This window comes from Polaromonas sp. P1_F2 (genome assembly GCF_056405735.1).
Window position 1 is genome coordinate 301,773 of the sequence record NZ_JBFUBN010000003.1, and the last position, 12,531, is coordinate 314,303.

The following is a 12,531-nucleotide window of genomic DNA, read 5'->3' on the forward strand; positions in this document are numbered from 1 at the left end:
GCGCTCATTCAGCTGCTCCCCAGAAGGACGCTGGCATTGCTGCCGCCGAAAGCGAAGGAGTTGCTCAGCACGTGGCGCGGCGCGCGGCCCAGGCTTTCGCCGGGCGCCACCAGGCGCAGCGGCGCCAGCGCGGGGTCCACCTCGCCGTCCCACCAGTGCGGCGGCAGCCGGCCTTGCGGGTTGTCCACCAGCGTCAGCCAGCTGAAGGCCGCCTCGACGGCGCCCGCGGCGGCCAGAGTATGGCCGGTCAGCGGTTTGGTGGAGCTGACCGGCACGCCGCTGCCCAGCACCTCGGCCACGGCCAGGCTTTCCATGATGTCGTTGTGCGGCGTCGCGGTGCCGTGAAGGTTCAGGTAGTCCACCGCGCCAGCCGCCACGCCGGCGCGCTGCAGGGCGGCCTGCATGGCGCGCATCGCGCCGCGGCCGGCCGGGTCGGGCGCCGACATGTGGTGGGCGTCCGAGCTTTCGCCCCAGCCCGCCAGGCGCACCGGCGCTTCTTCGCGCGTCATCAGGAACAGCGCCGCGCCTTCACCCAGGTTGATACCGCGCCGGTTCAGCGACATCGGGTTGCAGCGCACGGCCGAGACCGACTCCAGCGCCGAAAAGCCGGCCACCGTGAAAGCGCCCAGCGCGTCGCAGCCGCCGGCCACCACAGCGTCGGCCATGCCGGCGTTGAGCAGCCGCGCGCCGCTGGCCAGCGCCTTGGCGCCCGACGAGCAGGCCGTGGAGATGACGTGCGCGATGCCGGTGAGGCCGAGTTCGGCGGCCAGGAAATCGGCGAGGTTGCCGAGTTCCTGCTGGGCATAGCTGAAGCCCGCGGGCCAGGTGCCGCTGCGCTCATGGAGCGCGCGCGCTGCCTCGCCCTCGACCAGGCCCGAGGTGCTGGTGCCGACAACGACGGCGACACGCGAGGGGCCGAAGCGGTTGATCGCGGCCTCCACGGCCGGGCGTATGCCGGCCAGGGCCAGCAAGGCAATGGCGTTGTTGCGCACGCGGAACTGCGGCGCGGCATGGTCCAGGCTGGGCAGGGCCGCCTGGACTTCGCCCAGCGGCAGGCTGCGTCCCGGCGAATAGCGCTCGGTCTGCACCAGCCCGCCGGGGCCGGCCGCGTGCCACAGCGCTTCGCGCACCTGCGGTATGCCGTGGCCCAGTGCGCAGACCAGGCCGGGAGGGTGAAGGTAGATCGGGGTGTTCATGGCGTGGAGAAAACCGGCGATGCGCCGCGGGTATGGATCTGCACGGTATAGCCTTCGGCATGCTGGACCAGTTCGACGTGTTCAGGCGCAAGCTTGCGCACCGACACCCGCACACGGCCGTCATGGCTCAACTCGCGCGTTTGCGGCGACTCGGCCAGTTGCCAGCCCGGCGCCAGTCCCGCGCGCACGGCCTCGGCCGGCCACCAGACCAGCTGCAAGTCGCTGAGCACGCGCTCGGCGCTGACCACCCTGGGCCAGCCCGGCGCCAGGCTTTGCTCGAGCTGCCGGCCGTCCCATTCAAGCCGCGCCACGGTCTGGCCCAGCTGCAGGAAGGCCATGCGCACCGACTGCGCGTCGACTTCGAGCGCCACGTCCAGTGAACGTAGTTGGCCCGCGGCCTGGATGTCGAGCCGCTGCACCACCGCGAGTTCGCGGCCCAGCGATGCCGGCGCCAGCCGCAGCAGCGGCGTGGCGGCCGATGGCGAGGACGGCGAAGACGCGCAGCCCGCCAGCATGGCGGCGGCGAGCACGGCGGCAAGGTGCTTCAGGCCGAACACAGTTCCTCCAGCACGGCGAGCCGACGCTTGGACTCGGCGACATAGGGGTTGCCGGTGTCCCAGGCGTAGCCGGCCAGGATGGACGAGATCATGCGGCGTATCTCGGGGCTGGCGTTTTCATGGAAGATGACTTTCTGGAAGCCGCCGGCGTACCAGGACTCGACGAACACCCGGAAGGTGTCCACGCCGGCCTTGAGCGGGCGCGCGTAGTCGCTTTCCCAGTCGACGGTTTCGCCCGCCGCCTGGCGCTTCAGGCAGGCGGCCGCGAGGCTGGCCGACTTGAAGGCGATGGTCACACCGCTGGAAAACACCGGGTCCAGGAACTCGCCGGCATTGCCAAGCAGGGCGTAGTTCTTGCCCCACAGCGACTTGACGTTGGCCGAGTAGCCCGTGATGCTGCGCGCCGGGGTGTCCCAGACCGCATTCGCGAACAGGGTGCGCAGGCCTGGCGCCTCGCTCACGAGGGCCTGCAGGCGCTCCGTGTCGCTGCCCTTGTATTGCGCGAGGAACTCGGTGCGCGCGACCACGCCCTGGGAGCAGCGGCCGTCGGAAAACGGAATGGTCCAGTACCAGACGTCGCAATGCTCGGGGTGCACGGTGACCAGGATTTTTTGCCGGTCAAAACCCACGCCGGCCGGAACGTTGTCCTGCACGTGCGTGAAGATGGCGCCGCGCGTGGGAAAGCCCGAGGGGTATTCCAGGCCCAGCAGCCGGGGCAGCACGCGGCCGAAGCCGCTGGCGTCCAGCAGGAAGTTGGCCGCCACGCCATAGGTGCGTCCGTCGGCGCCCCTCACCTGCACGCTGGGCCGCTCGCCGGCCACGTCCACCGCCAGCACCTCGTGGCGGTAGCGGACTTCGGCGCCCAGGCGGGCCGCTTCGTTCGCCAGCACCTCGTCGAAGCGGGCGCGCTGCACCTGGTAGGTGGTGCCCCAGCCTTGCGAAAACTTGTCGCGGAAGTCGAATTCGGTGTGCCGGTCGCCGCAGGTGAAGGCCGCGCCGTTCTTGTACTGGAAGCCGGCCTCGACGACGGCCCGCAGCATGCCCGCCGCCTCGATGTATTCCATGCTTTGCGGCAGCAGGCTCTCGCCGATGGAAAAGCGCGGGAACTGCTCACGCTCAAGGATCAACACTTGCCGCCCCTGCTGGCGCAGCAGGCCCGCGGCCACCGCGCCCGCCGGGCCGGCCCCGATGATCAGGATGTCCGTGTGTTCTTGTTGTACTTGTGTCATGCCTGCCTTGGGTTGGGGATAGCGTTGGGGTGGGGCTTGTGTAATCGAAAAAGCGGCGCAAGCAGGCATACCAGCGCCAGCCCTATCAGCAAGGTCAGCCCGAAGGCATGCAGGGCCGGCGTCGCGGACAGGGCCAGCAGGCCGAAGGACAGGCCGGTGCTGAGCGCGCCCAGCAGCACGGCCAGCCAGGCGTGGCCCTGGTCCTCGCCCTGGTGCTCGAGCAGGAAAATCCCGTAGTCGACGCCCATGCCCAGCAAGAGCATCAGCGCCAGCAAATTGAAGAGCTGGAAAGGCTCGCCCAGCCAGCCCAGCGCGGCCAGGCAACCCAGCGAAGCCAGCGCGGTCGGCAGCCAGGCGCGCCAGGCCGAGCGCCCGAAGCGCAGGGCCATGGCCGACCATACCACCACATGCCCCACCAGCAGCAGCCAGCCCATGGTGACGCGAAAGCGCCCCAGCAAGCCCGACATGTCGCCGGCCCGGTCCACCCAGTGCACGCCTTCGACCTGTTCGCCGAGCGCATGCAGCGCTTCGGCCTGGGCCCGGTTGGCCAGGCCGCGTATCAGCACGGCGCTGGCATAGCCGCCGTCCACCTGTCCCAGCCATTGGGCACGCGCCGCGGCGGATGCGGGGCTGGCCAGCCAGGCCTGCAGCTCCAGCGGCGCTGGGTTGAAGGCCGGGCGTTGCAGGTCTTCGCCCAGGGCCTGGCTGACCTTGCGCAGCACCTGCTGCTCGGCCTCGGTGCTCAGGCGGCGGTTGTCGGCCTGCCGCGCGGCGGACGGCACCCAGTCGGAGACGGCGCTGAGCGCAGGCTTGCCCACCTTGGCCGCATCGAGCCGCAGCTTCTCCTTGAGCGCTTCTTCGCGCTGCAGCACGGCCTCGGGCGTGGCGCCGCGCACCACAAAAAACTGCGCCGGGCTCGGTATCTGCAGCAGGCGGCTGACCTCGATCTGGTCCTTGATCAGCTCCGGCGGCGAGGACTGCAGCTGGCGCAGGTCATCGTTGGCCTGCAGGCGGGAGACGCCCCAGGCGCACAGCAGGGTAAAGAGCACCAGCAGGGCCCACAGCCCGCGTCCCTTGAGTGCAGGCCAGCGCGCCAGGTTGGCGGCCACCGCGCCCGCCATGCGGCTGCCGCGCAGCGTGCCTCGGTCCAGCGCGGGAAACCAGCACACGGCGGTGAGGAAGGCGGCGACCAGCCCCACGGACGAGAACACCGCCATCTGCCGCAGGCCCGGAAAGGGCACGACGGCCAGCACCAGGTAGCCGAGCACACTGGTCAGCAGCGCCAGCGCCAGCCCGGGCAGCAGGTGTTTCATCAGCGGCCAGCGCGCGGTGCCGGGCGAAGCCAGCCGCGAAGTGAAATAGTGGATGCCGAAATCCTCGGCCACGCCGACCAGGCTGGCGCCGAACACCAGCGTCAGCAAATGCACCTGGCCGAACACCCACACCGTGACGGACAGCGCTGCGGCGCAGCCGACCAGCAGCGACACCGCGATCAGCGCCACGGGCCGCAGCGCCCGGAAGGCCCACCACACCAGCGCGATGACGGCCGCCAGCGAACCCCAGCCTATGGTGTTCATTTCGCGGTTGCCCTGGGCCGCGCCGGCTTCGGCATGCAGGGGCACGCCCGCGCGCAGCATGGTGACCGGCCCGGCTGCGGCCGCCGCCCGGCCGGCCGCGTCCAGCGCATCGCCCCAGCGGCGCTCGCCGTCGAGGCGAAAGGCCGAGCCCTCGGTTTCATACAGCAGCACCGCCCAGTCGCGTTTGCCGTCCGGGTCGGCCACCCACAGCAGGCCGTCGCGCGGCCGTGCCGCCGTGAGGCCCGCGCGCTGCGACCACCAGGCGGTCCACAGGCCCAGCGGGTCGGCTAGCCAGGCCGTGGGCTGGCCGGTGTTCAGGCCGTGCAGCCGCTCCAGCGCCTGCGCGGCCAGGATGGAGGTGTCCGGCTTGCGCAGCTCCTCGCGCTGGCCGTCGGTGAGCAGCGCATCGCGCCAGGGACGGTAAAAATCCAGCGACTGCGTGGCCGCGCTGCCGTCGCCCGCGCGGCGCAGGCCGGCATGGGCGGCCGCCACGGACGCGTCAAAGCGTGCGGCCGCGTCCTGGGCGCTGCGCCAGTCGGGCGCGCCCAGCATCACCACCACACGGCGCTCGCCCTGCTCGCCGAGCTGGCGCATGGCGCGCTGCGCGACCGGGGCTTTGTCATCCTGGGGCAGCAGCGCGAAGACGTCGGTGTCCAGCCGCGGCGCTTGCCAGAACTGCCACTGGTGCCAGCCTATGGCGGCCACCACCAGCAGCCAGGCGAGTGCCAGCCACTGCGGAGTGCCCAGGCGAGCGGGAAACTTCATGGGCCGAAACGCCCGGCTTCGGACGGGCTCAGGCTGGACGCCGCGTGCTTGAAAAAGCGGATGCGGCTGGCGTCGCCCGAAGCCTCGTACAGGTTCACGCTGTCGACGTGGCGGCTGCCTTCGAGTTCTATGCGCGTGATGAAGCCGGCCAGGTTGGCGTCGCGCGGCTTGAGCGCCAGGCGCCAGCCCTGCGCGCCCTGCAGCGCGCCCTCGGCCTGGAAGCGTTCGGCCAAAGCCTTGACATCGCCGGCCAGCAGCGCCATCAGCATCTCATTGACGGCCTTCAGGCCGGGTTCCTGGCGCGTGTCGATCTGGCGGCTGGCGCCGCTTTCGCCCAGCGTCATCAGGCGTTCGCGCGTGACCACCACGGTGGACGCGAAAGGCTGGGCCGTGACCCACAACACGCCCTTGCCCGCGGCCATGACAAATGTGCCCTTGGACACCAGCGGGCGCTTGAAACCCTTGATGGTCTTGGTCTGCTCGAACTCGCCGCGCAGCACGGCGGGGCTTTCCAGGCGCCGGCCTATCTCGGCCAGCAGCTCGGGCGCGTTCTGCGCGTAGGCGGTGCCGCCAACGGCGGCCAGGCCGGCCGGCAGCAAGGTCAGGAAGGCGCGGCGCTGCATCATGCGCCAGGCCCCTTCACGCCCAGGCGTTCCCACAACACCGGCGGGCAGACCCAGCACATTTCGCGCGTGCTGATGTCGAGTGCGACCTGGATGGTGCTGGCCTTGTTGAGCCGCGCGTTGGTTTCGGCGCACAGGATCAGGTACTCGATCTTGAGCCGGTTCTCCCACTCGACGATGCGCGCGCGTATGCGTATGCGCTGGCCGTAATGCACCGAGCCGACGTACTTCACGCGCAGGTCGACGATGGGCCAGGCGTAGCCGGACTCGTGCATCTGCGGGTAGTCGTAATTGAACTTGGCCATCAGCGCGTTGCGCGCCAGCTCCAGGTACTTGACGTAGTTGCCGTGCCAGACGATGTTCATCGGGTCCAGGTCATGGAAGGCCGGGCTCAGTTCGATTTCGTGGCTGAGGTCGGGGCTGGGTGTAGGCGCTTCAGCCATGGTAGAGACTCCATTGCCCCGCGCGCATGCCGGCCAGCAGGCGCTGCAGGTCGGCGTCCAGCGCGCGGTCTTCCTCGACCAGCGCGATCTCCTTGGACAGGCGTTCGAGGAAGCCGGCCAGCGGCGCGGGCAGCGGCAGTTTGCTCAAAGGCAGGCGCAGCGCCAGCGCCTGCCTTGCGGCGATCAGCAGGGCTGCGACGACCTGCTCGGTCAGCTCCAGCACGCGCAGCGCGTCGCGCGCGGCGATGGTGCCCATGCTGACCTTGTCCTGGTTGTGGCACTCGGTCGAGCGCGAGAACACCGAGGCCGGCATGGTCTGCTTGAGCGCCTCGGCGGTCCAGGCTGAGACGCTGATCTGCAGCGCCTTCAGGCCGTGGTTGATGGCCGCGCGCGGCCCGGTGGCCGCCGACAGGTTGGCCGGCAGGCCGTGGTTGAAACGCGTGTCCACCAGCAGCGCGAGCTGGCGGTCCAGCAGGTCGGCCACGTTGGCGACCACGTTCTTGAGCGTGTCCATGGCCAGCGCGATGTGGCCGCCGTAAAAATGCCCGCCGTGCAGCACGCGCTCCTCGTCGGGCTCTATCAGCGGATTGTCGTTGGCGCTGTTGAGCTCGTTCTCGATCAGCTGGCGCAGCCAGGGCATCGCGTCTTCAAGCACGCCGATGACGTGCGGCGCGCAGCGCAGCGAATAGCGGTCCTGCAAGCGGCTTTCGTTGCGGGCCGGCCGGTCGGACAGCAAGTCTTCACGCAGGCGGCGCGCCACCAATTGCGGCCCCGGGTGCGGCTTCAGCGAAAAAAGCGTTTCGTCGAAGTGGTGGGCGTTGCCGTCGCTGGCCCAGACGTTGCAGGCGGTGAGCCGCGTGGCCAAGCGAGCCACGCCGTCGGCGCGCTCCCAGGCCAGGCAGGCGAGGCCGGTCATGACCGAGGTGCCGTTCATCAGCGCTAGCGCCTCCTTGGGCCGCAGGCGCAGAGGCTGCAGGCCGATGCGGGCCAGCGCCTCGGCGGCAGGCTGGCGCCGGCCTTCGAACAGCACCTCGCGCTCGCCGCACAGCACCGCGGCCACGTAGGAGAGCGGCGTCAGGTCGCCGCTGGCGCCCACCGAGCCTTCGGCTGGAATCAGCGGCAGCAGGTCGTGTACCAGCAACTGCTCGAGTTGCACCAGCAGTTCCCAGCTGACGCCCGACACGCCCTGGCACAGCGAGGCCAGGCGCGCGGCCAGCACGGCGCGGGTTTCTTCGGGCGTCAGCCAGCGGCCCGCGCCTATGCCGTGGAAGGTGTAGAGGTGGTGCGGCAGTTCGGCCACCAGCTCGGGCGGGATGCTGACGGTGCAGGAATCGCCGTAGCCGGTGGTCACGCCGTAGACCACGCCGTCCTCGCGCAGCAGGCGGTCCAGGAAAGCCGCGCCGCGCACGATGCGCTCGCGAAAGGCCGGGGCCTGGCCCAGCGCCGCAGGGCGGGCGCGCGTCGACAGCGCGACAACGTCTTCCACGTCTAGGCGCCGGCCGTCAAAAATCACGGGGTCCAAATGTTCAACGGTCATGGTCGCGATCAGGTTGTGCGGTGCGCGGCGGAATGGCCTGCGCCCAGAAGGGGAAAAAATTGAACCAGGCCAGCGGCGCGCGCGCCAACAGCACTTCGAGCCAGCCGGCGAATTGCTGCGCATGGGCGGCCATCGCCTCGCGGCGGGCATTGCGGGGCAGCGCCACCTGCTCGGCCAGGCAATGCACGCGCAGGACGTAGCCGCTGCCTTGCACGCCGGTTTCTCGCACGCAGGCCATGGCATACAGCGGGCACTTGAGCAGCGCGGCCAGCACATACGGGCCGACCGGCCATTGCGCCTCATGGCCCAGGAAGCGGGCCGGCACAGCCATGCTCTGGCGCACCGGCACGCGGTCGCCGGCGATGGCGACAAACTCGCCCTGCGCCACCTTGTCGGCCAGCAGCATGGCGGTGGCCGGGTTGACTTCGGTCACCTGGATGAAACGCACTTCGCTGTCCGGGTGCAGCTGCCGCAGGATGCGGTTGAAGCGCTCCGCGTGCCGCGTGTGCACCAGCACGTTGAGCCGCACGCCGCGATGCCGTTCGGCGCTGATGCGGCACAGCTCCATGCAGCCGAGGTGGCCGGTGACGATCACCGCGCCCCGGCCCTGGGCGGCCAGGGCCAGCAGGCCCTGCTCGCCTTCCGTGCGAAGGCTGGCCTGCGTGATGCCGCCGCTCACGGCCAGCAGCTTGTCAAGGATGGCGTCGGCAAAGGCCAGGAAATGCCGCAGGGTGTCGCGCCAGGCGGGCGCATGGCCCAGGCTGCCGGTGGCCGCCTCGAGTTTTTGCAGGTAGTCCAGCGAGGCGCGCCGCGCATCGCCGCGCGTCGCCCAGTAATACACCACCACCGGGTACAGGCAGATGCGAAAGGGCAGGCGCCCCAGCACGCGGTAGACCCAGAACAGCAGCCGCACGCCGGCGACGAAGGTATGTTCGCCCAGGCTGGCCCAGTGCGGCGCGGCGGCGGGGGCGATGGAGGGCTGCATCACGATGCGACCTTGCGCCACAGCAGCACTGGCAGGCGAAGCAGCATGCCGGCCAGCATGCGCGCATGCATGCCGGAGATCAGCAGGTTGTCGCGCACCAGCTGAAAATGCGACACGCCGTCGGCCGGGTAGCGCACCCGCGTCGGCAGGTTGACGATGCGCACGCCGCGCCAGTGCAGGCGCACCAGCAGTTCGGAATCGAAATCCATGCGCCGCCCCAGGCGGGCCTGGTTGAACAGCTTCACGACGGGCGCCAGCGGGTAGACGCGAAAGCCGCACATGGAGTCGGCGATGTCCAGCGACAGGGTGTTGATCCAGACCCAGACGTGGGTCGCGTAGCGCCCATACAGCCTGGCCTTGGGAACGGACTCGTCATAAATGGGAACGCCGCAGACCACGGCATCGGGGTGGCTTGCCGAGGCTGCGAGAAATCGGGGAATGTCGGCGGCTTCGTGCTGGCCGTCGGCGTCGATCTGCAGCGCATGGGTGTAGCCAAGCGACAGCGCATGCCGCAGGCCCGCCATCATCGCGCCGCCCTTGCCCTGGTTGTGGCCCAGCCTCAGCAGCACCATGCCGGCGCCGTGCAGCGCGGCGAGTTCATCCAGCACTTTGGCGCAGGCCGCGTCGCTGCCGTCATCGACCACCACCACTTCCAGGCCGTGGGCGCGCACCGCGGCCACCATGGTGCCTATGGTTTGCGGGTGGTTGTAGCAGGGGATCACGGCCACCGCCTTATGCATTGATGGCTCCCGGCTCATAGGACCAGACCGCGCGGCCGCTGGCATGCTCGTTCAGGGTGGCGGTGCCGGCGTCGTCCGCGCCCTCATGCGAATACAGGCGAAAGCTCAGGCTGCACAGGCTCGCGTCGGCCAGCCGGGGCTTGAACTGCAAGGCCATGTACAGGGCCGTGCCGGGCTGCACCGGCCGCACGAACTTGAGGGCTTCCAGGCGCACAAAGTGTTGCGGCAGGGCGAAACATTCGCGCCCCAGCGACAGCGCCCAGTCCAGCTGCGCGACGCCCGGCAAGATTGATGCGACCTCGAAATGGCCGTCGAACACCGTGAGGCCCGCGTGGATGTCCAGCGTGGCCAGCGCATCGGTGTCGCCGCGCTCCAGCCATTGCACGGCCGGCATTTCGGGGCGTGCCGTGGGCGCTTGCGGTGCGAAGAGCGCCGCGAGCAGCGCTTCCGGCGATTTGCCCTGCGCATTGACCGGCAGGGCCTCCACAAAGCGCCAGCGCCTCGGGATGGCCAGGGCCTCCACGCCGCTGGACAAGGCCTCGCGCAGCGACTCGAGCAGGGCGCGCCGGCCCAGGCCTTCGTGCGCGCGGCCCGCCGGCGTGAGCACCGCCACTACGCCCACGCGGGCGCCCACGGCGGTGTCGACCACCAGCGCTCTGGCTTCCTGCACCCAGGGCGTCTTCAGCAGCAACTGCTCGACCGCGCTGAGCGAGACGCGTTTTTCCTCGATCTTGGCGATGCGGTCGACACGGCCCAGCAGGCGGAAGCTGCCGGCGCCGGCCGGCGCGGCGCGGTCGCTGGTGGTCCACCACGCGGTGTCGGGCAGGCGCGGCGACTGCACGGCCAGGCATTCGCCGTCCAGGCGCCACTGCACGTCGGCAAACGGCTGCCAGGGCTGGTCCGCGGCGGTGCTCTGGCGCCAGGCGATGCCGCCGGTTTCCGAGCTGCCGAAGACCTCGATGGGCGCGCGGCCCAGGATCACGGCCGCGGATTGGGAAACCTCAAAGGGCAGGGGACCACCCGAGGAAAAGACGGCGCGCAGCTGCTGCCGGGCCTGCTGCCAGTCCGGCGGCTCGGCCAGGCGCTTGAGGTGGGCCGGGGTGGACACCAGGATGGACGGCTGGGCGCCCAGGCAGGCGGCCAGGTCTTCGGGATACAGCAGCCGGCGCAAGCCGAAGGGCCGGCCGGCGGCCAGCGGCCACAGCACCAGGAACAGCAGGCCGTAGATGTGCTGGTGCGACACCGTCGCCCACACCGTGGGCGCGCCGTCGTCCAGCCGCTGCCCCAAGGCTTCTTCGAGTGCGCCCACCTCGGACGCCAGCTGGTCCAGGCGTTTGTCGATGGCTTCGGGACGGCCTTGCGATCCCGAGGTGTAAAGCCGCAGGCGCGCGGTGGAGAGGTCCAGGGGCTGGCGGGCCGTCGCCGGTGCTTGGGATTCAGTGCTGGCCTGCAGCGCGCCGGGCAGGTCGCCGGCCAGCAGGTAGCCGGCCTCCAGCAGGGTGCTGAGCGTGTCGGGCCGGTCGTCGCCGGGCAGCACCGCGGTTTTGCCCAGGTGCCAGACTGCCAGCAGCGCCGCCGTGAACTCGAAGGGATCGTTGAAGTAAATGGCGCAATGGGACTCGGGCCGCGCGGAGAACGCCGCTTGCCAGCACGCCACCCTGTGGAGCAGGTCGGCATGCGACAGATGCCCGCCGTCGGCGCGCAGCGCCACCCGGCGCCGCGCATCCGGCGGGCGGCAGGCGAGCTCGCTCAGGGACCACCAGTCGGCCATGCCCGTCAGCCTTGCGCGCTGTTCGCCGCGGCGATGCGGGCGCGCACGCGGCGGCGAACCAGCCACTCCGCGGCCATCAGCACGCCGATGAGGCAGTAAGAGACCAGGCCGTTGTACAGCGTCCAGGCCGCATCGCTGGCCCACAGCGCCGTGGCGAATGCCATGGCGCCGTTGAAGATGAAGAACAGGCACCACACCTGCGTCACGCGCCGCGTGTAGGCCACGGCTTCAGGCGGCAGCTCGGGCTCGCGCAGGCGCGCAAAACGTTCTATGGCGCTGGGCGGGTAGGCCAGGCTGGCGGCAAACAGCGCGAGCAGCACGGCGCTGACGACCACCGGGTAGAGCTTGAGCGGCATCCACGCATTGCCGGCCCAGCTGAAGACGGCCAGCAGCAGGGCGCCGGCGGCAAAACCCCAGGTGACCGCCGTGCGGCTCACCACCAGGCGCGCCAGCGCCAGGCCCAGCAGCAGCAAGGCCAGCCAGCGCGGCTCGAGCCGGCCCAGGCTGAGGTAAACAATCAGCGGATAGGCCAGCGTGACAAGCGCCAGCAGCACGCCGGCGATGCGCCTAGGGACTGCCGTCATATAAATCGCCCCCGCGTGGCACCCGCAAAAGGCTGCAATCTAGGCGCGAAATGAAGCCGGGGTAGGCCCCCGGCAAGGCTTCGCAACGACGAGTGCGGCCTTTTGCGGGTACCACCCGTAGGGCTGGGGCTGCAAGGGGCACTGCGCGTTGTTGCAGCCCTTGACCGGGGGGGCGACCCCGGCCGGCGGTCTGCGCCTGGCGCCGCACCCCTTGCAGCCCCAGCGCGGGGGCGATTTATATGACGGCAGTCCCTATGCATCAGCCGCCTCGTGCCCCGCCGTCAGCTTGTGCAGGGCGTCGACGACGTCGCTCACGGTGCGCACCGTCTTGAAGGCTTCGGGCTGCAGCCTTTGCCCCACCAGCGGCTTGAGCTGCACCATGAGGTCGACCGCGTCAATGCTGTCGATGTCCAGGTCGTCGCGCAGGCGGGCTTCGGGCACGATGCGCTCGGCTTCGATGCCGAAGGTCTCCACAAGAATGGTCACGATGCGCTGGAATATTTCGTTTTTGGTCATGATGGCGT

Annotated in this window: 12 protein-coding genes; all 12 read right to left on the bottom strand. The window is 70.1% G+C overall.

The genetic code is table 11. From position 1 onward, the window contains the following. Window positions 1-8 precede the first annotated feature (8 nt). Window positions 9-1,196, bottom strand: a complete 1,188-nt coding sequence (locus AC1D0O_RS08405) for a beta-ketoacyl-ACP synthase (protein ID WP_477653079.1) — start codon at window positions 1,194-1,196, stop codon at window positions 9-11. Beyond that, complete coding sequence (locus AC1D0O_RS08410) at window positions 1,193-1,753, bottom strand: DUF3261 domain-containing protein (RefSeq protein WP_477653080.1); 561 nt, start codon at window positions 1,751-1,753, stop codon at window positions 1,193-1,195. The genes AC1D0O_RS08405 and AC1D0O_RS08410 overlap by 4 nt, the downstream gene beginning before the upstream one ends. After that, window positions 1,741-2,982 carry an NAD(P)/FAD-dependent oxidoreductase gene (locus tag AC1D0O_RS08415; RefSeq protein ID WP_477653081.1) on the bottom strand — a complete coding sequence of 414 codons (1,242 nt, stop codon included), beginning with the start codon at window positions 2,980-2,982 and terminating at the stop codon, window positions 1,741-1,743. Before AC1D0O_RS08415 ends, AC1D0O_RS08410 begins: the two co-directional genes overlap by 13 nt. After that, the gene (locus AC1D0O_RS08420; protein WP_477653082.1) at window positions 2,979-5,324 is read right to left on the bottom strand and encodes an MMPL family transporter; all 2,346 of its coding nucleotides are present in this window, start codon (window positions 5,322-5,324) and stop codon (window positions 2,979-2,981) included. The genes AC1D0O_RS08415 and AC1D0O_RS08420 overlap by 4 nt, the downstream gene beginning before the upstream one ends. Next, a complete protein-coding gene (locus AC1D0O_RS08425; protein ID WP_477653083.1) occupies window positions 5,321-5,950 on the bottom strand; it encodes a LolA family protein in 630 nt (209 codons plus the stop codon). The genes AC1D0O_RS08420 and AC1D0O_RS08425 overlap by 4 nt, the downstream gene beginning before the upstream one ends. After that, window positions 5,947-6,390 carry an acyl-CoA thioesterase gene (locus AC1D0O_RS08430; RefSeq protein WP_477653084.1) on the bottom strand — a complete coding sequence of 148 codons (444 nt, stop codon included), beginning with the start codon at window positions 6,388-6,390 and terminating at the stop codon, window positions 5,947-5,949. The genes AC1D0O_RS08425 and AC1D0O_RS08430 overlap by 4 nt, the downstream gene beginning before the upstream one ends. Then, window positions 6,383-7,927: an HAL/PAL/TAL family ammonia-lyase gene (locus tag AC1D0O_RS08435; RefSeq protein WP_477653085.1), complete on the bottom strand. Its 1,545-nt coding sequence runs from the start codon at window positions 7,925-7,927 to the stop codon at window positions 6,383-6,385. Before AC1D0O_RS08435 ends, AC1D0O_RS08430 begins: the two co-directional genes overlap by 8 nt. Then, the gene (locus AC1D0O_RS08440) at window positions 7,917-8,912 is read right to left on the bottom strand and encodes an LpxL/LpxP family acyltransferase (protein ID WP_477653086.1); all 996 of its coding nucleotides are present in this window, start codon (window positions 8,910-8,912) and stop codon (window positions 7,917-7,919) included. Before AC1D0O_RS08440 ends, AC1D0O_RS08435 begins: the two co-directional genes overlap by 11 nt. Beyond that, a complete protein-coding gene (locus tag AC1D0O_RS08445; protein ID WP_477653087.1) occupies window positions 8,912-9,652 on the bottom strand; it encodes a glycosyltransferase family 2 protein in 741 nt (246 codons plus the stop codon). Before AC1D0O_RS08445 ends, AC1D0O_RS08440 begins: the two co-directional genes overlap by 1 nt. Then, window positions 9,645-11,423 (bottom strand): AMP-binding protein, encoded by a 1,779-nt coding sequence (locus AC1D0O_RS08450; protein WP_477653088.1) that lies wholly within the window; start codon window positions 11,421-11,423, stop codon window positions 9,645-9,647. The genes AC1D0O_RS08445 and AC1D0O_RS08450 overlap by 8 nt, the downstream gene beginning before the upstream one ends. 5 nt (window positions 11,424-11,428) lie before the next feature. Then, window positions 11,429-12,007 (bottom strand): COG4648 family protein, encoded by a 579-nt coding sequence (locus AC1D0O_RS08455; RefSeq protein WP_477653089.1) that lies wholly within the window; start codon window positions 12,005-12,007, stop codon window positions 11,429-11,431. Window positions 12,008-12,259: 252 nt separating this feature from the next. Beyond that, window positions 12,260-12,523, bottom strand: coding sequence for an acyl carrier protein (locus AC1D0O_RS08460; RefSeq protein WP_477653090.1), 264 nt, complete (start codon window positions 12,521-12,523; stop codon window positions 12,260-12,262). Between the last annotated feature and the right edge of the window lie 8 nt (window positions 12,524-12,531).

Bases quoted from the DNA above. Each gene is read 5' to 3' on its own strand.
- AC1D0O_RS08440 (WP_477653086.1), bottom strand. From the start codon at position 8,912: ATGCAGCCCTCCATCGCCCCCGCCGCCGCGCCGCACTGGGCCAGCCTG.
- AC1D0O_RS08435 (WP_477653085.1), bottom strand. From the start codon at position 7,927: ATGACCGTTGAACATTTGGACCCCGTGATTTTTGACGGCCGGCGCCTA.
- AC1D0O_RS08415 (WP_477653081.1), bottom strand. From the start codon at position 2,982: ATGACACAAGTACAACAAGAACACACGGACATCCTGATCATCGGGGCC.
- AC1D0O_RS08405 (WP_477653079.1), bottom strand. From the start codon at position 1,196: ATGAACACCCCGATCTACCTTCACCCTCCCGGCCTGGTCTGCGCACTG.
- AC1D0O_RS08455 (WP_477653089.1), bottom strand. From the start codon at position 12,007: ATGACGGCAGTCCCTAGGCGCATCGCCGGCGTGCTGCTGGCGCTTGTC.
- AC1D0O_RS08420 (WP_477653082.1), bottom strand. From the start codon at position 5,324: ATGAAGTTTCCCGCTCGCCTGGGCACTCCGCAGTGGCTGGCACTCGCC.
- AC1D0O_RS08460 (WP_477653090.1), bottom strand. From the start codon at position 12,523: ATGACCAAAAACGAAATATTCCAGCGCATCGTGACCATTCTTGTGGAG.
- AC1D0O_RS08430 (WP_477653084.1), bottom strand. From the start codon at position 6,390: ATGGCTGAAGCGCCTACACCCAGCCCCGACCTCAGCCACGAAATCGAA.
- AC1D0O_RS08425 (WP_477653083.1), bottom strand. From the start codon at position 5,950: ATGATGCAGCGCCGCGCCTTCCTGACCTTGCTGCCGGCCGGCCTGGCC.
- AC1D0O_RS08445 (WP_477653087.1), bottom strand. From the start codon at position 9,652: ATGCATAAGGCGGTGGCCGTGATCCCCTGCTACAACCACCCGCAAACC.
- AC1D0O_RS08450 (WP_477653088.1), bottom strand. From the start codon at position 11,423: ATGGCCGACTGGTGGTCCCTGAGCGAGCTCGCCTGCCGCCCGCCGGAT.